The sequence below is a fragment of the Paraburkholderia fynbosensis genome, from assembly GCF_902859935.1.
Classification (GTDB): Bacteria; Pseudomonadota; Gammaproteobacteria; order Burkholderiales; family Burkholderiaceae; genus Paraburkholderia; species Paraburkholderia fynbosensis.
Genome location: NZ_CADIKI010000009.1, coordinates 16,903 through 35,848 on the forward strand (window position 1 = coordinate 16,903; position 18,946 = coordinate 35,848).

General features: G+C 64.6%; 20 protein-coding genes. 5 read left to right on the plus strand and 15 right to left on the minus strand.

Translation table 11 applies throughout. The features are described from left to right. Nucleotides 1-119: 119 nt before the first annotated feature. The 3 genes from HV770_RS16285 to HV770_RS16295 all read left to right on the plus strand — a co-directional run bounded on the left by HV770_RS16285 (nt 120) and on the right by HV770_RS16295 (nt 3,998). Nucleotides 120-1,757, plus strand: a complete 1,638-nt coding sequence (locus HV770_RS16285) for a sugar ABC transporter ATP-binding protein (protein WP_175161147.1) — start codon at nt 120-122, stop codon at nt 1,755-1,757. After that, nucleotides 1,754-2,755, plus strand: coding sequence for an ABC transporter permease (locus tag HV770_RS16290; protein ID WP_175161149.1), 1,002 nt, complete (start codon nt 1,754-1,756; stop codon nt 2,753-2,755). Before HV770_RS16285 ends, HV770_RS16290 begins: the two co-directional genes overlap by 4 nt. Nucleotides 2,756-2,852: 97 nt before the next feature. Continuing rightward, nucleotides 2,853-3,998, plus strand: a complete 1,146-nt coding sequence (locus tag HV770_RS16295) for a substrate-binding domain-containing protein (RefSeq protein WP_175161151.1) — start codon at nt 2,853-2,855, stop codon at nt 3,996-3,998. Between the two features lie 174 nt (nt 3,999-4,172). Here HV770_RS16295 and HV770_RS16300 read toward each other — a convergent pair whose 3' ends face one another. Then, nucleotides 4,173-5,024 (minus strand): LysR substrate-binding domain-containing protein, encoded by an 852-nt coding sequence (locus HV770_RS16300; protein WP_175161153.1) that lies wholly within the window; start codon nt 5,022-5,024, stop codon nt 4,173-4,175. A 100-nt stretch (nt 5,025-5,124) separates the two neighbouring features. Between HV770_RS16300 and HV770_RS16305 the strand changes: the two genes are divergently transcribed. After that, complete coding sequence (locus tag HV770_RS16305) at nt 5,125-5,976, plus strand: alpha/beta fold hydrolase (protein WP_175161155.1); 852 nt, start codon at nt 5,125-5,127, stop codon at nt 5,974-5,976. Nucleotides 5,977-5,998: 22 nt separating this feature from the next. On the opposite strand, the gene HV770_RS16310 is transcribed toward HV770_RS16305, so the two are convergent. After that, nucleotides 5,999-6,202 carry a hypothetical protein gene (locus tag HV770_RS16310; RefSeq protein WP_175161594.1) on the minus strand — a complete coding sequence of 68 codons (204 nt, stop codon included), beginning with the start codon at nt 6,200-6,202 and terminating at the stop codon, nt 5,999-6,001. 253 nt (nt 6,203-6,455) lie between these two features. Here HV770_RS16310 and HV770_RS16315 point away from each other — a divergent pair, with 253 nt between their 5' ends. Next, nucleotides 6,456-6,839 carry a hypothetical protein gene (locus HV770_RS16315; protein ID WP_175161157.1) on the plus strand — a complete coding sequence of 128 codons (384 nt, stop codon included), beginning with the start codon at nt 6,456-6,458 and terminating at the stop codon, nt 6,837-6,839. 163 nt (nt 6,840-7,002) lie between these two features. On the opposite strand, the gene HV770_RS16320 is transcribed toward HV770_RS16315, so the two are convergent. The 13 genes from HV770_RS16320 to HV770_RS16380 all read right to left on the minus strand — a co-directional run bounded on the left by HV770_RS16320 (nt 7,003) and on the right by HV770_RS16380 (nt 18,853). Next, entirely contained in the window at nt 7,003-8,049 is a 1,047-nt protein-coding gene (locus HV770_RS16320; protein WP_246290941.1) for a vWA domain-containing protein, read from the minus strand. Further along, entirely contained in the window at nt 8,046-8,615 is a 570-nt protein-coding gene (locus tag HV770_RS16325; RefSeq protein WP_175161159.1) for a tetratricopeptide repeat protein, read from the minus strand. The genes HV770_RS16320 and HV770_RS16325 overlap by 4 nt, the downstream gene beginning before the upstream one ends. Continuing rightward, complete coding sequence (locus HV770_RS16330; RefSeq protein WP_175161161.1) at nt 8,612-9,598, minus strand: vWA domain-containing protein; 987 nt, start codon at nt 9,596-9,598, stop codon at nt 8,612-8,614. The genes HV770_RS16325 and HV770_RS16330 overlap by 4 nt, the downstream gene beginning before the upstream one ends. Next, entirely contained in the window at nt 9,595-10,524 is a 930-nt protein-coding gene (locus tag HV770_RS16335; RefSeq protein WP_175161163.1) for a calcium incorporation protein MxaA, read from the minus strand. Before HV770_RS16335 ends, HV770_RS16330 begins: the two co-directional genes overlap by 4 nt. Then, a complete protein-coding gene (locus HV770_RS16340; RefSeq protein ID WP_121322211.1) occupies nt 10,521-11,384 on the minus strand; it encodes a DUF58 domain-containing protein in 864 nt (287 codons plus the stop codon). The genes HV770_RS16335 and HV770_RS16340 overlap by 4 nt, the downstream gene beginning before the upstream one ends. Nucleotides 11,385-11,397: 13 nt before the next feature. Further along, complete coding sequence (locus tag HV770_RS16345; RefSeq protein ID WP_175161165.1) at nt 11,398-12,417, minus strand: AAA family ATPase; 1,020 nt, start codon at nt 12,415-12,417, stop codon at nt 11,398-11,400. A 279-nt stretch (nt 12,418-12,696) separates the two neighbouring features. Next, complete coding sequence (locus HV770_RS16350; RefSeq protein WP_246290944.1) at nt 12,697-13,236, minus strand: DUF3280 domain-containing protein; 540 nt, start codon at nt 13,234-13,236, stop codon at nt 12,697-12,699. A 44-nt stretch (nt 13,237-13,280) separates the two neighbouring features. Next, complete coding sequence (locus HV770_RS16355; RefSeq protein ID WP_175161169.1) at nt 13,281-14,297, minus strand: LysR family transcriptional regulator; 1,017 nt, start codon at nt 14,295-14,297, stop codon at nt 13,281-13,283. Nucleotides 14,298-14,302: 5 nt separating this feature from the next. Continuing rightward, a complete protein-coding gene (locus HV770_RS16360; RefSeq protein ID WP_175161596.1) occupies nt 14,303-14,641 on the minus strand; it encodes a carboxymuconolactone decarboxylase family protein in 339 nt (112 codons plus the stop codon). A 110-nt stretch (nt 14,642-14,751) separates the two neighbouring features. Continuing rightward, nucleotides 14,752-15,507, minus strand: a complete 756-nt coding sequence (locus tag HV770_RS16365; protein ID WP_175161171.1) for a hypothetical protein — start codon at nt 15,505-15,507, stop codon at nt 14,752-14,754. Beyond that, nucleotides 15,504-16,418, minus strand: coding sequence for a substrate-binding domain-containing protein (locus tag HV770_RS16370; RefSeq protein WP_175161173.1), 915 nt, complete (start codon nt 16,416-16,418; stop codon nt 15,504-15,506). Before HV770_RS16370 ends, HV770_RS16365 begins: the two co-directional genes overlap by 4 nt. Nucleotides 16,419-16,447: 29 nt before the next feature. Further along, nucleotides 16,448-16,867, minus strand: coding sequence for a c-type cytochrome (locus HV770_RS16375; protein ID WP_042325673.1), 420 nt, complete (start codon nt 16,865-16,867; stop codon nt 16,448-16,450). Nucleotides 16,868-17,035: 168 nt separating this feature from the next. Then, on the minus strand, nt 17,036-18,853 hold the full coding sequence (locus HV770_RS16380) for a methanol/ethanol family PQQ-dependent dehydrogenase (protein WP_175161175.1): 1,818 nt from the start codon (nt 18,851-18,853) through the stop codon (nt 17,036-17,038). Between the last annotated feature and the right edge of the window lie 93 nt (nt 18,854-18,946).

Sequence of the window (18,946 nt, forward strand, 5' to 3'; positions counted from 1 at the left end):
AAAGGGCGATGAATGTGATTGACGCACCAAATTCATGATGCGAGGATCACAACATCGGCTGTGACCGGCGCGCTGCGCACAGAAAAAATTTCGTCGCATCGACGAAGGAGACAAGCCAGATGAATGAGCCGGATGCGGTTGCGACCGCGCCATCTCGTCAGGTTCCATTGATCCGTGTTGCGGGCGTCACCAAGCGGTTCGGCGGCGTGCAGGCGTTGCGCGGCGTCGACCTCGAGGTACTGCCCGGCGAAGTTCATGCGCTGCTCGGCGAAAACGGCGCGGGCAAGTCCACGCTGATCAAGATCCTCAGCGGCGTTCATACCTACGACGACGGCGCCATCGAGATCGACGGCCAGAAAGTGGCGTTCGACTCGCCCGCGCAATCGCGTGCGGCGGGCGTCGCGGTGGTCTATCAGGATTTGAGCCTCGTCGAATCGCTGTCGGTCGGCGCCAACCTGATGCTGGGGCGCGAGCCCCGCACGCGTCTCGGTTTCGTGAAGAACCGCCAGCTGATGGCTACCGTCAGCGAATTTCTGCGCTCGCGTGGCATTCCGCTCGATCCACGCACGCCGGTCGGCGCGTTGCCGTTCGCCTATCGGCAAATGACCGAGATCTGCAAAGCGTTGATGGGCGACGTGCGGGTGCTGATTCTCGACGAACCGACGTCGGCGCTGACGGGCGGCGAAGAACAGATCCTGTTCGACGCGATTCGCGCGGTCACGGATCGCGGCGTGGGCGTGATTTACGTGACGCATCGGCTGAACGAGGTGTTCCGGATTTCGCAGCGCGTCACCGTCTTCCGTGACGGTGCCAACGCCGGCGTGTTCCAGACCGCCGACACCGACATGAAGCAACTGGTCGCGGCGATCGTCGGCTCGGGCCATGCAGCTCTGCATGCCAGAGAGGAGACTGCCGTCGGCGTGACCGACGAGGTGCCGGTCGCCGCAACAACGCCAACCAGCGCCGCGCGAAATGCGGATAGCGCACCGGTTTTGCGGCTCTCGCACGTGAGCAATGACCGGCTTCACGATGTTGACCTCGTGGTTCGCGGCGGCGAGGTTCACGGTCTAGCGGGCCTGATCGGCAGTGGCCGCAGTGAAATCCTGCAGACCATCTTCGGGATTCGCAAGATCGAAGCGGGCGCGATCGAAATCGACGGTCGGCCCCGTTCGCGCAACACGCCCGCCGAAGCGATCCAACTCGGTATCGCGCTCGTCCCCGAGGATCGCCATCTCGAAGGACTCGTGCTCGACCATTCGATCGAGCGCAACCTCACCTTGCCGCGCCTGCCGCATTTTTCCCGCTGGGGATGGCTGCGCAGCCAGGCGGCCGTGCAGCAGGCGAAGCGCTCGATGAAGGAGCTATCCGTCAAGGCGCCCGGCGCCTCGACCGCGGTCAAGTTCCTGTCCGGCGGCAACCAGCAGAAAGTGGTCTTCGCGAAGTGGAATCACCCGCGTCCCAAGCTGCTTCTGCTCGACGAGCCGACCGTCGGCGTCGATGTCGGCGCGCGCGAGGAAATCTACGGCGTGGTCCATGAAGCCGCGCGGGCGGGCACCGGCGTGCTCATCGTGTCCTCGGACCTCGACGAACTCCTGCGCCTGTGCGACCGCATTTCGATCGTCGCGGACGGTTGCATCGTCAAGACCGTCGAGCGTGCCGAACTCGCCAACGCCGAAGCGCTTCATCACCTGATTCAACTGTCCCGTTCTTCCATCGAGTCTCCCGAGGGGACGTCCGTCGGAGCGCCCGCAACATGAACGATTCCGTCTCGCCGCTGACGGCCAAACGGCAGGCATCGCTAGCGCAGAAAAGCCGCGCGCGGCGCATTGCGCAACTGCTGCTGCAAGGCGACCGGCCTTACGCGCTCTATGGCGCGTTCGCGATCCTGCTGGTGGTCTTCAGTTTCGCCTCGCCGTGGTTTTTATCGATCGACAACTTCCTGAACATCGGCCGGCAGACCGCGCTCGTGTCGATCGTCGCGATCGGCATGACCTTCGTGATCATTGCGCGGCAGATCGATCTGTCGGTGGGATCGAGCCTCGCGTTATCGGGCATGTCCGCGGCACTCGCCATGACGTACGTCGGCGACAACTGGATCATCGGCGCGATCGCGGGCATCGGCACCGGCGCGCTTGTCGGCGCGATCAACGGCGTGGTGACCACGCGGCTCAATATTCCGTCGTTTCTCGTGACGCTCGGCACCTTGAGCGCCGCGCGCGGACTGGCCCTGATGGTCACGACGACCAAGCCCGTCATCATCACCAACGACTCGTTCATCGCGATCTTCGGCGAAGGCGACATTGCGGGCGTGCCGGTGCCGATCATCTGGACCGCGCTGGCCGTGATCGCCGGCATCCTGCTGCTGCACTACAGCGTGTTCGGCCGGCAGATCTACGCGGCAGGCGGCAATCCGACCGCCGCCCTCTATTCGGGCATCAACACGCGGCGCGTGACCACCCTTGCCTTCATTCTCACCGGCGCGCTGGCCGGGCTCGCCGCGCTCGTGCTCTCCGCACGCTCGCATGCGGCACGCCCCGACGTCGTGCAGGGACTCGAACTCGATGTGATCGCCTCGGTGACGCTCGGCGGCTGCAGCCTGTTTGGCGGGCGCGGCTTCGTGCTCGGCACGCTGCTCGGCAGCCTCATCATCGGCACGCTCAACAATGGGCTCGTGCTGCTCGGCGTCAGTTCGTCGCTGCAACTCGTGATCAAGGGGGTCATCATCGTCGCGGCGGTTGCGTTTACCCGGAAGTAATGCGGGACACGCCGAGCACGCGCGATATCACCTGCCCCCGGTTCTTGTGAATGGCTGGAGACGTAACACCGACAGGAAAAACCAACGGAGGGGAATTATGAAACATCGTCGTGGCTCGAGAAATGTTCTAACCGGTGTTCTCGCGGCGGCTGCCGTCGCGGCGCTCGCTTCGCCGGGCGCCTGGGCGCAATGCGTGAGCAGCCTGCCCGCAGGGTCGATCGGCCCGAAGACGATCGTCGGGCAAGGACCGAACGGCGAAAAAGCGGCCTCGGTGGATGCCATCAAGCTGACCGACGCCGATATCGCGAAGATCAAGGCCGGCAAATTCAAGGTGGGCATTTCGATGCAGACCATGAACCTCGACTGGTCGCAATTGCAGGTGCAAGGCATCACCGATACGCTCAGGAAATACGGCGTGGATGTGATCGGCACGGCTTCAGCCGAGTACCAGGTCGACAAACAGATCGCCGATATCGAGAACACGATCCAGCGCCATCCGGACGGCATCATCTCCATTCCGGTCGACGGCACGGCGACGGCCGCCACGTACAAGAAAGTGTCCGCCGCCGGCATCAAGCTCGTGTTCATGGACAACGTGCCGACCGGCCTGAAGCATCCGGAGCAATACGCGTCGATGATTTCGGCGGACAGCGAAGGCAACGGCCAGATCGCCGCCAAAGTGCTCGCGTCGTGCGTGCCGCAGGGCGCGACGATCGGGCTCGTGAATTTCGGCGTCGATTACTTCAGCACGACGGAGCGCACGAAAGCCGTCAACGACTGGATCAAGAAGAATCGTCCGGACATCAAGATCAAACAGGTTGCCTTTACGGACCCGTCGAAAGTGGGGCAAATCGCGGGCGATTTTCTCACCGGCAATCCGGACGTGAAGGGGCTGTTCGCTGTCTGGGACCAACCGGCGCTCGACACGCTGACGTCGATGCGCGCACAAGGCGTGAACATTCCGATGACGACGGTCGATCTGGGTCTTCAGTCCGCGATCGAGATCGCCAAGGGCGGACCGCTCAAGGCGACCGGTTCACAACGTCCGTATGATCAGGGCGTGGCCGAGGCCACGGCGATGATGAAGGCGCTCATCGGACAGACGCCGCCGGCGTGGATCGGTGTGCAGTCCCTGCCGGTGGTTCAGTCGAATGTGCTCGAGTCTTATAAGACCGTGTTCAAAAAAGATCCGCCGCCGCAGTTGGCCGATGCTTGCAAGAAGGCCAAACCGGCTTGTGGATGAGGTTGGAGTCGACCCGTTGCGATAGCTTGCGCGCGGGCCAATGGGCTTGCAGTCGACCGGCGATCTTCTTCGCCCGCGCGCACTGCGCTTCGGTTGGCGAAAAGCCCCGCTCGTTCGCATCCACCCGGCGCGGGTGGATGCGCAGGTTCGCGCCCATGCCGAACGATCGCGCGGCTAGCGCCTCAACTCCGCGACGATCTTCTCCGCCAGAAAATCACACGGCGGACGATTCGACGCCGTACTTCGCGCAAGCACCATCTCCAGCGCCGGAATCTCGGGCAATCCGTGCGTACGCCCGAGCCGCGCGAAGTGCGCCGGCACCGCGCATTGCGCGAGCGGCACGATGGCGAGCCCCGCTTCCGCCATCGACAGCAGTCCGAGCAGGCTCGGACTTTCATACGAGGTCCGGTACGGAATCTTGGCGCGTTCGAGGCTGCGAATCGCGTTTTCCCGCGCGACGCTGCCAGGCAGGAACACGGCGATTGGCAACGGCCGCTCGCGCCATATCTCATCGGCGCCCGGCGCCGCGGCCCACTCCATGGGTTCGAGCCGGATGAACTCGCCCGACAGTCCTTTGACCCGCGTCGCGCACACGAGATCGACGGAACCGTCCTTCACCATGGGCGCGAGCGCCACACTCGGCAAACCCACCACCCGGATTTCCACCTTCGGGTAGGTCGCGGAAAACTTCTTGAGGATCGGCGGCAGCAGCGACGACGCGTAATCGTCCGGCACCCCGATGCTCACGCGGCCCGTCACGTCCGGCCGAACCACGGCCGCCCAGGCTTCGTCGCGTAACGCCAGCATGCGGCGCGCGTAGGTGAGCAGTACTTCGCCGTCTTGGGTCGGGCTCACGCTTCTCGGCTTACGGACGAAGAGCGGCTTGCCCAGCGCGATTTCGAGCGTCTTGATCTGCATGCTGACCGCCGATTGCGAGCGATGCACGACCTCCGCCGCCCGGCTGATGTTGCCGGTATCGGCGACGGCGACGATCATGGTCAGCACGTCGAGATCGAGAGTCTTCATGTGCGCAAGTCACTATCAGAAAAATTGATGGTTTCGATCAATATTACGCGATTTTCCAAGCCAAAGGAATCGGGCATAGTGCCGGCAAAGGAGCCAGTCAATGAACGCCCGTACCAACCTCGCAGTGCTTGCCGTACCGGAAATATCCTTTGCGACCATCGCATCGGGCATCTGCGTACCGTATGTCGAGTGTGGCGAGGGCGAACCGCTGCTGTTCGTGCACGGCTCGCTTTGCGACTATCGCTACTGGAGCGCGCAGACCGCTGCGCTGTCGCAGCACTTCCGCTGCATCTCGGTGAGTCTGAGCCACTACTGGCCGGCCAGCGAGGCTTGCATCCAGAGCGAGTTCGGCTGGCAGACGCATGTGGCCGAGCTGGCCGAATTCATCGAGGCAATCGATCTCGGGCCCGTGCATCTCGTCGGCCATTCGCGCGGCGGCTGCGTCGCGTTCAATGTTGCGCGTGACTATCCGCGGCTCGTGAAGACGCTCACGCTCGCGGACCCGGGCGGTCCGCTGCACGTCGAAGGGATGACGCCGGCGACCCTGCCCGCGTCCACCACCGTACTGCGTGCGCGCGTCGCCGAACTGATCGAGAGCCAGCAGATCGACGAGGGACTCGAGCTTTTCGTCGACTCGGTGAGCATGCCCGGCGCGTGGCGCAAGAGCCCGGCTGCATTCCGCGCCATGGCGATCGACAATGCGGGCACGCTGCCCAAGCAACTGCGCGACCCTTTGCCCGCCTACTCCCACGAAACGGCACGCGATGTGAAGTGCCGGACTCTGCTCATCGATGGGCAAAGGAGTCCGCGCATGTTCCGCAACAATGTGGAAAAGCTCTCCACATGGATCGACTATGCCGAGCGGCAAACCATCGAAGGCGCTTCGCACGGGATGAACGTGTCGAACGCGGGCGCTTTCAACCGGTTGTTGCATGCGTTCGTGAAGCACTGAAACGCGACGTCAGCAGCGACGATCAGACGGAAATCTGCCCCTTCCGGCGCAAGACAGAAACGATCTCGTCGATGCTCATGTTCTCGAGCAAACGGCGACCGGCCGCTTTGCGCTCGACATTGCACGCATCCATGCGGCGTTGCATGGCTGAAGCCTTCGCCGCGATATAGACGGCCATGCCGTAACCGAAGCGCTCAATCAGCTGATAGTCGAAACAGTTTTTCATCACGCCCACTCACTCTCTCGGTGCACTGCGCCGTTGCCTGGCTCTGATTGCCGTGGACACCGGCCCGCTGCTCGACAAAAAAGGGGCGGATAGCGGGTTTTCACGATTCGAGGGAGCGAACTGAGATTGGCGCACCCGCTTGGCGACGACGACCACCGGCGCGCCGCCCGTTCCGATCCACTAGAGCTGGGACAAACACCGACACAATATTGGGTAAGCTTGTCGTCGCCCCTTTTACCGAGACTTCCCCGAGATGCCTTCTTCGATCCGCAATTCGCTCGTCTGGATATTCGACGCGTTTGAGCGCGATTCGACCTTCGTCCAGAAGCAGATGTTCGGCTGTGCTGCCGCTTATATCGACGGCCTGCTGTGTCTGATCGCCGCCGACCGCGGCGAGCCCTGGAATGGCCTGCTGGTCTGCACATCGAAAGAGCGTCACGCCGCGCTCATCGCCGAGATGCCGGCTTTGCGGCCGCATCCCGTGCTTGGAAAATGGCTGTACATCTCGCAGAGCGATCCGGCGTTTGAAATCGTCGTCGAACAGATGACGACCCTGGTGATGACCCGCGACGAGCGTGTCGGAGTCGAGCCGAAGCCGCGCAAGCGCCGCGGCAAACTCGCGTTGCCGAAAACATGAATGATCGCGGCCGGCGCCCGTTCACGAGCCGGCGGTGTGGGCAATTCGCCATACCGGAAGCTGCTCGCTCTCCCAAAGACCCTACTCATGCGCAACTGCGATTTCAGTGGATGGAGGTGGACCCGTTGTGCGGCCACCCTCGTTCCCCGAGATCAAGCAAAATTCAAACGTCTGCCTCCGTCACCCGCAACCTCTCCGGTCGCGGCCGTTCCACCACCGGACGCTCCGGCGAGCGCGCCGCCAGCGCCGACAAAATCCTCGCCGCCAGCCGCCGCAGTGCATCGCGCCCGATGCGCAGCCACGTCCAGACGACATCCGGCACGAACCGCCCCGCCAGCAGCACCAGCGCAAACAGCGCGGGAATCCAGCGCAAATCCACCGGCACCGGCTCGCGATGAGCGAGGCGCACGTCGAGCATCGCGTCGCCCAATGCATTCGTGGCCCAGAGCCGGCGATAACCGAGCCCGGTCTGCCCACCCACGAACGCGAGATACTGACCGCGCAACTCGGAAAGCTCCTCATGCGTCTCGATGCGCGGATCGGCCCCCGGCAAAGCGGGCACCTGTACCACGTCGTCGGCCTGCCAGTAGCCGATCCGATTGCCGTCGATGTCGGTCCTCGGAATGGCCGCGGGCTGGTCGCCCCCCACGCCGATCAGCCACCCCTCGATCCGCGCGGGATTCAGATCCCGCATCAGCGCGCGCGATGCAGGCAACGGCGGCGCCTCCTGCCCGTCGGTGACGAACACGACAGCCGCGCCACGACCGACCTCCTGCGCCACGCGCACCGCCGAGTAAACCCCGCCCTCGGCGATACGGCTCCAGTTGGTCCAGCGCATGCGTCCATCGATACCGTCGAGCGAGACCAGCAGTGCGTCGTAGTTGCCGCACACCTCGAGGGGCGCCAGCAACAGCAATGTGCGCTGCCCGGTAAATACGCTCCAGCCTACCTTCGAGCCGCACGGCAACCGCCCGAGCGCGTCGCGCATCGCGGCCTGCGCGAACTTGAGCCGGCTCACCGGCAAGCCGTTCAGCACGACGTCCTCGACGTCCATGCTTTGGGTGATATCGAACGTCACGATGTAGTCGAAGGTATTGCGCGGCAGCGTCACATCCGGCATCACGACCGCCGCGATCAACGCGACGAGCGCGAGCGGCGTCAACCAGTGGCGCGCCCTCGCGAAGCCGGGCTTGCGGGTCCCGGCGCTCATGGCAAGTCCTTGCTCTCAGGGTCGCGCACTTTCACGTTGTGCTGCTCTTTCACATCCGGCTCGTCGAGCGCGGTTGGCGTTTCAGGCGCGAGCCAAAGCGCGCGTTCGAGGTTATAGCGCGCGTCCCAATCGCCGGGTGACGCGCGCAGCAGCAGCCGGTAGCGCGCCTTGGCCTCGCCGATCATTGCGATCGACCTGATGCCGTTCGACGCGCCCTCGCCGCCCCCCTCGCGCAGATACATATTGCCGAGATCGAACAGCGCCGTGCGGCCGAGATCGTCGGGATGGTCGTGGATCAAACTTTCGTAGAGCCGCGCCGCCGTGTCGTAGGCGCCCGCTTTCGAGAGTGCCGTCGCGCGCGCCAGCAGAACCTGTGGCGCCTCTTCGTTCGGATGGGCCGGATGGGCCGAATGGGCCGCGCGGGCCTCACGCGCATCGCTGCTCGCGGCCGCAATGGCCTGATTCAGTTCGGTGGCGTGCTGAAGGCGTGTCCAGCTAGACACGGCGAAACCGGCGCAGGCCAGCGCCACGGTCGCGAACACGGCGTGAATGAGCGTGCGCGTCATGCCCAGCTCCGTACCTGAAACAGACGCATTGCCATCAGCATGGCTGCGCAGAACAGCGCGACTGCGAAGCAATACGGACTCCAGTCCTGGCGAGGCAAATGCTCGACAAACGACGTCAACGCATTCTGCTGCCGGTTGATTTCGGCGACGGCCGCCATCATCGCCTTCGCGTCGCCCGCCTGGAAAAGCCGGTAAGGCGTCGGAAGCGACAGAAAATAGCGATGCAATTCGGCTTCGGCCGACGCCTCGCCGGCGGGCAGCGTGGCGTTCAGATCAGGGCTATAGATGCCGCTGCGCAAGTAGATGAAGTACAGCGCGATCTGGTTGCGCAGCAGGCTCGCCTGAATGCGCCGCCGCACCGTTTCGTCGAGCCGCGCGCCGCCGTCGGAGACGAGTACGATCGCGCGGCGGCCCGACGACGGGCGGCCTTCGAACTGATCGAGCGCGGCCAGCATCCCACGGTCAAGTTGCGTGTCCGGCATGCCGCGTCCTATCGCCGTGGCGGCGATCGCATCGTCGATCGCGCGATGGTTGTAAGTGAACGGCATCGCCAGCACGGGACTGGTGCCGAACATCATGAACGCGAGGCGGTCGTTGGGGCGCTGGCTCACGAAGCTCGTCAACGACGCACGCGCCACTTTGTTTTTCGAGTCGCCGCGCGGCGACTCGACGCCGGGACTCGCCATCGGCTCGTCCATGCTGGCGCTGCGATCCATCAGGATCAGAATCTGCGCGCCGCTGCCCGTGCGCGGCACCTGCAGTTGCGAGCGCCCCGGCCCGGCGAGCCCGACGACGATCGCCGCGATCGCCAGCACGCCGCAGAGGCGCGCGAGCCATCCCACCCAGCGTCCGACATGGTCGGGCGGCAGCCACGCGACGCTGGAAAACGGCAGCGTATCGCTGCGCCGCGGCAGCACCGGCAGCACGGCGAACGGCAGCAGGATCAGCATCCACGGAGCGGCGAAGTCGAGGGCCATGGTCATCGCTGGTGACGCCGTTCGGCCCGATACAGCGCACGGCACAACGTCTGCAACGGAAACTCGGCGGCGTCCGGAACGGGCTTAAAAAAGCGCTCGGCCGACACCTGGTAGAAGTGTTCGAGTTGCTCACGCAGCGGCTGCAAATACGGCGCACGCGCAAAGAGACCCGGCAACGAACCTGCATGCACGACCTGTCCCGCGGTTTCGTTCAGCGCCCGATGCAGGCAGAACCAAGCGTCCTTCGACGCCGCGGCTTGCCCACCTTCGAGCCGCCGCATCTGCCGCCATGCGCGCGCAAAGGGCAAGCGGTCCGACTCGCGCCGGTTGCGCCAGGCCCACCATCCCGCCCACGCCAGCAACGTCGCGAGCAATAGTCCCAAGGCCCACGCGATCTGGCGACGCAAGCCGGCGGTGGGCAGCAACGGTGCCCCGCGATCGGGGCGCAACGGCTGCAGGTCGCCGTCGGCGAAAACGGCCGGCGGTGTCAGCGGTGCGACGCTCGCCGGCCATTCGGCCACCTGCAGTTGCGCGCCGCTTGCCGAGTTCAGCGTCAACGCGGGCAATACGATTTTGGTGAGCGTTTGCGGCGCATTGACGACCTGATAACCGATCACCATCCAGCGACGCCCGTCGGCATCGGTTTCGAACGACGCAGGCCCGCGTTCGAGCCAGACCCCGGTGCGGCCAACCGACGGCGGCGTGACCGCGCCCACGTCACGGCCACCCGCTTGCAGAAGCACGCGTTGCGTGAGGACATCGCCGAGCACGTAGCCGAATGCGCGCGGCTGTTCGACTGTGGCGGGCACCGCCGTGGCGGCATTGCCAGTGGCCGCGTGCGTAGCGCTCGTCAGCACGATCAGCACGGCGAGCAGCACGTGAGCTGACCAGCCACCCCGCGCGATGTCGATCCGAAGCCCCCCAGATCTCATACGGTCGCCTCGAGGAAATAGCGCGACATGGCTTCCGGATCGAACGCCCCTTCGAGATAGAACGGCCGCATGCCGCGCGAGCCGAACGTCGCGCCGAGTTCCGCGCGGCGACGCACGACGCCCTCGCGCCAGCGCTCGCGGATGCTGCCGCGCAGCCACACGCTGCGCTCCTCACCCGACTCGGCATCGTTGACGGCCAGCAGCGGACCGTTGCGCGGCGGCGAGATTTCCGCCTCGTCCCACACGACTATCGGCACCACGCACGCATGAACCAGCATATCGAGCACGGCCGGCATCTGCGCGAGCGGCCAGTGGAAGTCGGACACGACGAATACCAGCGCCTGCCGCCCAGCAAGACGCGCCGCGCAGCGCCGCAGCCCGTCGATGCCGCCGCGCCCTGCTGGCTGGGTCGCGCACGTGCGCAGCATCGTCGCGAGCAGATTGCCGGTGCCCCGGCCGTAGCGTTCCGGCATGAAGAGATCGTCGCGTGCGCCGGCATCGAAGGCCAGCATGCCCAGCCGGTCGCCGACCCGGAACGCGCTATAACCCAGCGCCTCGACAAAGTCCGCGGCAACCTGCAACTTGGTTCGACGTGAGCCGAACTGCATGGACGCCGACACATCGACGATCACCACCACCGGCACTGCCACGCGCTGCAGATGAACCCGCACGAGCCATTCCGAGCGCGCCGCGCGCACACTCGCGCGCAAGTCCAGCCGGCGCGGATCGGGGTAGTCGAAGAGGCGCCCGTGCATCGCGAATTGCTGGCCGGAGCCGAAGCTCGAACCAGGATGCGAGCCCGGCCGAGCGCCGCCGGCGCGGGTCGGCAAACGGTAGTGGAATTCTGCTGTGCCGTTCATGGTTCGGGGCGCATCAGGGCACGGCCACTTTGGCCATGATCTGCGCGATCAGCGCTTCGGCGAGCTCCTGGCGGCGCAGTTCGTAGATCGGCGTGAAGAAGACCCGGTGACCGAGCGCCGGCATCAGCACCTCGTGGATATCCTCCGGAACCAGATGCGAGCGTCCCGCGAGCCACGCGACCACGCGGGCGGCGCGCAGCAGCGCGCTCATGCCGCGCGGACTCGCACCGGCGAGAATCAACTGCTGCATGTCGACGCCGTCGAGCGTAATGCCGAAGCGCAGCGGCGTTTCCGTCGCCTGCCAGATGTCGAGCGCGTAGCGTTCGATCGTCGCGCTCGCCTGTACGCCTTGCTGAATCGCCGCACCGACGCTGTTCAACTGTTCCCACGCGACGACGGCGGGCTTCAGCTGCGCGAGCAGCGCATCGACGTCATGGAACATGGTGTCGAACACGAGCGCGCGCCGGATGTCCGGCTCGGCTGGCGTGGGCATGTTCAACTCGAACAGGAAGCGGTCGCGCGCGGCCGAGGCGAGCTCGAAGGTTTCCTCTTTTTCGACCTTGTTGCGATCGGCGAACACGGTCATATGCGGGAAGCGGTGTTCGCGGTCGAACGCCCAGACCGAACGCTCGGCCATCGCGCGCAGCAATAGCGACTGCACCTGCGGACGGGCGCGATTGATTTCGTTGAAGAAGAACGTGGTCAACTGCTCACCGTGACGCAGGAGCGGACCGGGATCGATACGCGGCTTGCCGTCGGCGTCGACGTACGTGTGATAGACGAGGTCGCCCGGCATCAGATCGATGGTGCCTTCGACGCGCTCGAACTCGCCGCCAACCACCCGCGCAAACGCGCGCAACACCGTCGTCTTGCCGACGCCGACACCGCCTTCGAGCAGCACATGGCCCCGGGCGAACAGTGCGACGTTGATGAGCCGCAGCGTTTGCTGCTGGCCGATGACAACCCTGGCGACTTCGCTTTCGATTTGCAGTGCGTGAAGACGCCAGTCCTGAAGCTGTTCACCAGAACTCATCGATGCGATCCCCTCTTTATACCCTGCTGATTATCGTGCGGCGGGCGCTGTGTGCCGGACCGGCGAAACGCGCCTGTCTTTCTGCTTCTGTTCTATCCGTGCGCTCGTCGACGCCAGCTGCGTCTGCTTGCATCGGCATCCGTTCAAGCACGGTTTATGCCGGTTACGCTGAGCCGCACGGAGCGCCGCATCGCAGCCCGATCGTTGTCATCCTGTCACGACATTCGGGTACACACTGTGCCATTGGCACACCTCTGCTGCTGCGGAATCGCGTCAATGTCACGGTGCCGCGTGCGTGCCCGACGCATGCGCGGCGTCTGCCTCCACGAGCAATCCGACGAGTGCCGTCGCGCCGCGGCGCCACGAAAGATCCGTGTTGCCGCGAATGTCGACCGAGCGCTGGAACAGGGTCTTGCCGCTCGCGACGTCTTCCACGCGCAGGTTCAGATTGAGAATGAGGTTGCTGACCTTCTGGACCCAGCAGACCGCCGCCTGTTGAACGCCCAACTCGCGCCCGACCTGCCGTGCGCAGTTGTCGCACGTGGACAGGTCCTGCTGCGCGCCGAGTTTCGCGATCAGCCCGGCCGCCGGGCTGTTGTCGGCGACTCGGTAGCGTTGGCTCGCGTCCAGTTGCGCGCGCACCGCATCGCTGATCATGCCGATGCGCGCCGCCTGGATGCGATTGGTCTCGGCGTCGTTGTAGGCGGCGTTGTCGTCGATCAGAACGCAGTTCATCACCGCAATCGAAACCGGGCCGGCCCACGCGGGCGCTGCCCCCCACCCGAAGCCGGCGATGACGGCCACGATGACGCACGACACGCGCACACCATGCGCAAGCCACGCGCGCGGCGAAAACCGCCGCCTCATTTGACAAGCCCCGCGCCGGCCACAGAGCCCGCCACGCCCACTAATTTTTCAAACGGCGCGTACTCGTGCTCCAGATGTGTCGCTGCATGATCGAGCAGAAACTGGCGAAACACCACGCTGGTCGGTGACAACTGCTTGGACCGAAGATGCACGATCTGCCAGGTGCGCTCGATCGGCGTGCCGTTCACGTCGAGCAATGCAATCTCGCCGGTGCGCAGTTCCAGCAGTAGCGTATGCAGCGAGATCAGGCTCACGCCCATGCCCGCCATCACCGCCTGCTTGATGGTTTCGTTGCTGCCGAGCGTGACGATTTTCGCGGGTGTGAAAAGATGCTGCCGGAACATCACTTCGGCGGCCATGCGCGTGCCCGAGCCGGGCTCGCGCAACAGGAACGTATCGCCGCGCAACTCCTGCAGATCGAAGCGGCGCGCACCGCACAACGGATGACTCAGTGGCGCGATCACCACTTGAGGATGGCTCGCGAGCGGCTCGGTCGTCGTATCGAGTTCGGGGGGCGGGCGTCCCATGATCGCGAGATCGATCGCGTTGTCCTGCAAGAGCCGCAGCAGCGCATCGCGATTGCCGACCGAAAAGTGCACGTCGACCTTCGGGTACAGATGCGAATAGAGCGCGAGCAGTTTTGGCGCGAAGTACGTCGCGGAACTGACGATCCCCACGTTGATCGAGCCGCTGTCGGCCTGCTTGAGCGAGGTCATCGCATCTTCGGCGTCCTTGATCTCGCCGAGAATGCGGCTCGCGTGGTGCGTCAGCATCTCGCCCGCTTCGGTCAGCGTGAGCTTGCGCGCGACGCGCTCGAACAGCCGCAGCCCGATCGCATCTTCGAGTTGATGAATCTGCATCGAGACGGCCGGCTGGGTCAGATGCAGTTCCTCGGCCGCGCGCGCAAAGCTCGTATAGCGGCTTGCCACGACGAAGATCTGCAACTGCCGCAGGGTCAATGAGCGGATGAAGTTCAGCTTGACCCGGTTCGTCGTGAAGCGCGCGGTCTGCATGTGAGCTAGCCGCTTTGCTGACCGAAGGCGTCGAGCGCGCGCGCGGAATAGACCAGCGCCGCGCCGGCGTTCAGCGCGATCGCCACTGACAGCGCCTGCGCCACCTCGTCCCGGCTCGCCCCCGCCTTCGCGGCGGCGGCGCTATGCAGCGCAATGCAGCCGTCGCAACGGGTGGTGACGGCCACCGCCAGCGCGATCAGCTCGCGCGTTTTCGCGTCCAGCGTGCCGGAGCGGGCAGCGGCGCCGTCGAGCGCCTGGAAGCCGGCGAGCGTGGCCGGCGCGGCGGCGCCGAGTTCGCCGATGGCCTGCTTCAGTTTCGGGGCGTAGTCGTCGGTGTCGATCAACATGCGTGAAGTCCTTGTGGAAGTTCAAGGGTGCGCCGCGACGTAACGCGGGACGGCCGCGCAAGCGCGCGGCACGCGGCTAGCCATGCCTGCAACCGCGGGTAGCCGCGCTAACGGCTCGCCCTCGGCGCATTCGACGACTTCAGCGGCGCTTTGCCCGGTGTCGGCAACTTGTGCAGTACCGACTGGAAGCTCAGCGTCTCCGAATGCGCCGGATGCGCGAAGTCGTTGTTCGCGCCCGGCACATCAGTGCGAATCAGGACGACCTGGCCCGGCACATCGTCGGCGAGCAGAAAGGTGTAGCGCTTGCCCGTGAGCTGCGCGAAACGTTCCGCGTTCGGGTCGTGCAGATACGGCTGCACGACGACGCGCCGGGCCCGCACGGACTTGCCGCCGGCCTCGGCCGTCACACTCTCGATTTGCGGTCCGGCCGCGAGCGCGAGGCGCAGGCGCTGCTGAAAATAACGCCGCTGTCCGCCGGTCAGACCCTGCATCTCCGTGATGTCACGTTCCAGAAAATAGATGATCACGGGGTTGCATTGCAGCCCGCCGTTTGGCAACGGCACGCTGCCGCTATGGTCCGACACCTCGGCGTCGCCTTTCGCGTTATCCGCGCTGAGCACCAGCACCTTGACCAGATCGGCGCTGCGCGACGGCTTTTCGGAGTCGACCATGGCGTAGTCGAGCTCGGTCTGCGCAGCGACGCCGTGCAGATGATCCGTCGTGAAGATCAGCTGTTCCGCCGGCGTGATGACGCCGGTGCCCGGCGCGTCCGCCGCGTGCGCGGCGAGCGGCACGGCGCACATCGCCCACATCGTCATCCATGCCGCCGCCGCGCGAAGCAAAGCGCTTCGTGCAGCCATCATGGCGACGCGTCGCCGGGTTTGGCCGCCGGTACGTCGACCGGTTTGAGCAGCGGCACCTGGTAGCTGGTGAGGATGTTGTCGATCTTGTCGTGATTCGCGCCGATCCATTGATCCACCTTGTCTTTCCAGGCCTTCTCGCCGTAACGCACGCCCATCGAGATCGCATAGTCGAAACGGATGCCGGGCCCTGCGGGAAACGGCACGAGTCTGACCGTGTCGCCGGCGTGCTTCGCGAAGTAACCGGCGATCGGCCCCCACAAGAACACCACGTCGACGTTGCCCGCGCTCAGGTCGTGCTCGATCATCTGGCCGGGGTACTCCTGCGGATCGCCGCTTTGCACCCGGTACGAGACCGCCTGCTCGATCAGATTGTGGCTGAGCAGCCAGTCCACCGCAGGGGTCTGCGAGAAGATGCCGAAGCGCAGTTTGTGCAACTGTTCGGGCGGCAGCTTGAGCAGGTCGTCGGGCGTCTTGATGCTGGCGAATTCGGGCCGATTCGGGAACACCATCGCGTAGGTCGAACGCAGATACGGCTGCGTCGTCGAGGTCATGTCGTAACCCTTCGGCACGCCGATGATCAGGTCGCATTTGAAGCGATCGCTGCCCTCCGCCTTCTCGCGCAACGTGTGGCGCACGAAGCCCATGCGCTGCGGGAAGTAGGTGTACTCGAGCTTGTAGCCGAAATCGCTCGCCATCTGGCTGGCGATGCGGTTCTCGTAGCCCTCGCCCTTACTGTTGGACAGCGGCATGTTGTTCGGGTCCGCGCACACTCTGAGGATGCCGTCCGCGCCGTCGTTGTTGGGTAGCGCGGGGCCGTCCGCCCTGACCGCCGCGCATGCGAGCGCCGCGCAGCAGAGCGCGGCCGCGCTGAGCGCGACGTGCACGGACATGCTTCTTTTTTTATGACGCATCGTGAGCCTCCGAAAGAGTTGCGCCGGCCTCATTTAGCATCGATGGCTTGCAGATCGCCCGGCTTGATCTGGCCGTCGGAGCGCCCTTTCAGATAGGCATAGAGATTTTCCCAGTTCTTCTGCATCATCTGGCTCGTGCTGAAATCGGGCATGCCCTTCTCCACCCGGCCGCCGAACACCGTGCGATGAAACTCGGTCTTGTCGAGCGTCTTGAACGCGTCGATCAGCGACGGCCCCACCATGCCTTGCTGCTGCGCGCCGTGGCAGCGTTCGCAAGCGAGCGCGCGCCATGTTTTCCACCCTTGCAGCGTATTACTGTCGACCTTGCTACCGTCGACCACCTTGTATGCGACCTGCGCAATCGAGGGATTGTTCTGAGCGTACCCGACGGGTAGCAGGACAAGTGCCGCGGGCAGTGTCGCGAGCAACAAGATTGATCGGCCTTTCATGCACATGTCTCCTTCAGGATGAACGGCGCCCCCGATGCGTGTGATCGACGCATCGGCGCAACGGGCGCGCGTGGGGTGATTCGTGTGCCGGGACGGACTCGGGCGCCGGCCGGTGCGCCCTCCGTACAACGGACGCGCCGGCCATGCGTATCAATCCGCTCCGGTGGTTCAGCTCTTTTCGCTCGGGATCGCGAACACGAAGAGCGTGCCGCCTAGCGCGGTGTACTTCGCGAGTTCACGATAGCCGCCGACCGCGCCCAGACCTTCGGTCGACTTTTCCAGACCGGCCGCCATGCCGATGCCAGCCCAGCCGCCGATGCCCGAGTACACGCCGACGAACTGCTTGCCGCCGTACTCATAGGTAAAGACGTTGCCGATGATTCCCGACGGCGTCTTGAAGCGCCACAGTTCCTTGCCGTCCTTGATGCGCACTGCCTTCAGGTAGCCTTCGAGCGTGCCGTAGAAGGCCACGCCGCCGGCCGTGGCGAGCACGCCGGACCACACCGAGAACTTCTCCGGCTTCGAGTAGACGATCTTGCCCTTGCTCGCATCCCACGCGATGAAGTTGCCCATCGCATTGTTCTCGTTCGGGCCGGGATACATCGACAGCGTGGCGCCGACATACGGCTGTCCCGACACGTAGTCGACATCGAACGGCTCGTAGTCCATGCAGACGTGGTTGGTCGGCACGAGGAACAGGTTCGAGTTCGGATCGAACGCGGCCGGTTGCTGGTCTTTCGAACCGAGCGCCGCCGGGCAGATGTTCTTCACGTTGTGATCCGAGCCTGCTGCCTGGGTCGAGTACGCCGCGTTACGGATCGGCAGACCGCTCTTCAGGTCGACGCGATCGGCCCAGTTCACCGCCGGGTCGTACTTCTGCGCGACGAGCAACTGGCCGGTTTCACGATTGAGCGTGTAGCCGAAACCGTTGCGATCGAAGTGGACGATCGCCGGCACCTTCTTGCCGCCGATGTTCAGGTCGGACAGGATCATTTCGTTGACGCCGTCATAATCCCATTCGTCGTGCGGCGTCATCTGATAGACCCAGCGGGCCATGCCGGTATTCAGGTCGCGCGCGAAGATCGACATCGACCATTTGTTGTCGCCCGGACGTTGCGTCGGGTTCCATGTGCCTGGATTGCCAGTGCCGTAGTAGATCAGGTTGAGTTTCGGGTCCCACGCATACCAGCCCCACGTGGTGCCGCCGCCCAGCTTCCACTGATCCCCCTTCCACGACTTGAGCGACGAATCCGCGCCGACCGGCACCATCTGGCCGTCGGTGTAGGTCATCGTCTTTTGCGGGTCGAGCAGCATTTCGTTGTCGGGGCCCGTGCTGTACGCCGTCCAGACCGGCTTGCCGGTCTTGATGTCATACGCGATGAGCCGACCGCGCACACCGAATTCACCGCCCGAAATCCCGGTCACCACCTTGTCGCCGAAAACGTGCGGCGCGTTGGTGTTGGTTTCACCCGCTTTCGGGTTGCCGTTCTGCGCGGTCCAGACCACATCGCCTGTCTTCGCGTTGAGCGCCACGAGTTTGGTGTCGGCCTGCTGCAGGAAGATCTTGCCGTCGCCGTAAGCGAGACCGCGGTTGACGGTATCGCAGCACATCACGGAGACGACCTGCTCGTCCTGCTTCGGTTGATACTGCCAGGCGAACGTCTGGTCCTTCAGGTTGATCGCGATGACCTTGTTGGGAAACGGCGAGTGGATATACATCGTGTCGCCGATCACGAGCGGCGAGCCTTCATGGCCACGCAGCACGCCAGTCGACATGGTCCAGGCAACCTGCAGCTTGCCGACGTTGTTCTCGTTGATCTGTTTGAGCGGGCTGTAGCGGTGATTCGCATAATCGCCCGCCTGGGTTGCCCAGTTGGATGGATTCTTCATCAGGCCGTCGAGCTGCGGATCGGCCTGTGCGACGATAGAACTAAAGGCTGCCGATGCGAGGATCGCGAGCCCAAGAACCGTGGTGCGTAAGTTCATGTCTCCTCCAGAATTGTCCTGCTGTTCAACTCACGAATGACCCACGCTACCTCGCACGCATCGTGCGCGCCTTCTCGAGTGCAGGTAACGATT

What these genes read in the sequence shown, in the direction of transcription:
- HV770_RS16285 (WP_175161147.1), top strand. Translation starts at nt 120, where the DNA reads ATGAATGAGCCGGATGCGGTTGCGACCGCGCCATCTCGTCAGGTTCCA.
- HV770_RS16290 (WP_175161149.1), top strand. Translation starts at nt 1,754, where the DNA reads ATGAACGATTCCGTCTCGCCGCTGACGGCCAAACGGCAGGCATCGCTA.
- HV770_RS16295 (WP_175161151.1), top strand. Translation starts at nt 2,853, where the DNA reads ATGAAACATCGTCGTGGCTCGAGAAATGTTCTAACCGGTGTTCTCGCG.
- HV770_RS16300 (WP_175161153.1), bottom strand. Translation starts at nt 5,024, where the DNA reads ATGAAGACTCTCGATCTCGACGTGCTGACCATGATCGTCGCCGTCGCC.
- HV770_RS16305 (WP_175161155.1), top strand. Translation starts at nt 5,125, where the DNA reads ATGAACGCCCGTACCAACCTCGCAGTGCTTGCCGTACCGGAAATATCC.
- HV770_RS16310 (WP_175161594.1), bottom strand. Translation starts at nt 6,202, where the DNA reads ATGAAAAACTGTTTCGACTATCAGCTGATTGAGCGCTTCGGTTACGGC.
- HV770_RS16315 (WP_175161157.1), top strand. Translation starts at nt 6,456, where the DNA reads ATGCCTTCTTCGATCCGCAATTCGCTCGTCTGGATATTCGACGCGTTT.
- HV770_RS16320 (WP_246290941.1), bottom strand. Translation starts at nt 8,049, where the DNA reads ATGAGCGCCGGGACCCGCAAGCCCGGCTTCGCGAGGGCGCGCCACTGG.
- HV770_RS16325 (WP_175161159.1), bottom strand. Translation starts at nt 8,615, where the DNA reads ATGACGCGCACGCTCATTCACGCCGTGTTCGCGACCGTGGCGCTGGCC.
- HV770_RS16330 (WP_175161161.1), bottom strand. Translation starts at nt 9,598, where the DNA reads ATGACCATGGCCCTCGACTTCGCCGCTCCGTGGATGCTGATCCTGCTG.
- HV770_RS16335 (WP_175161163.1), bottom strand. Translation starts at nt 10,524, where the DNA reads ATGAGATCTGGGGGGCTTCGGATCGACATCGCGCGGGGTGGCTGGTCA.
- HV770_RS16340 (WP_121322211.1), bottom strand. Translation starts at nt 11,384, where the DNA reads ATGAACGGCACAGCAGAATTCCACTACCGTTTGCCGACCCGCGCCGGC.
- HV770_RS16345 (WP_175161165.1), bottom strand. Translation starts at nt 12,417, where the DNA reads ATGAGTTCTGGTGAACAGCTTCAGGACTGGCGTCTTCACGCACTGCAA.
- HV770_RS16355 (WP_175161169.1), bottom strand. Translation starts at nt 14,297, where the DNA reads ATGCAGACCGCGCGCTTCACGACGAACCGGGTCAAGCTGAACTTCATC.
- HV770_RS16365 (WP_175161171.1), bottom strand. Translation starts at nt 15,507, where the DNA reads ATGATGGCTGCACGAAGCGCTTTGCTTCGCGCGGCGGCGGCATGGATG.
- HV770_RS16370 (WP_175161173.1), bottom strand. Translation starts at nt 16,418, where the DNA reads ATGCGTCATAAAAAAAGAAGCATGTCCGTGCACGTCGCGCTCAGCGCG.
- HV770_RS16375 (WP_042325673.1), bottom strand. Translation starts at nt 16,867, where the DNA reads ATGAAAGGCCGATCAATCTTGTTGCTCGCGACACTGCCCGCGGCACTT.
- HV770_RS16380 (WP_175161175.1), bottom strand. Translation starts at nt 18,853, where the DNA reads ATGAACTTACGCACCACGGTTCTTGGGCTCGCGATCCTCGCATCGGCA.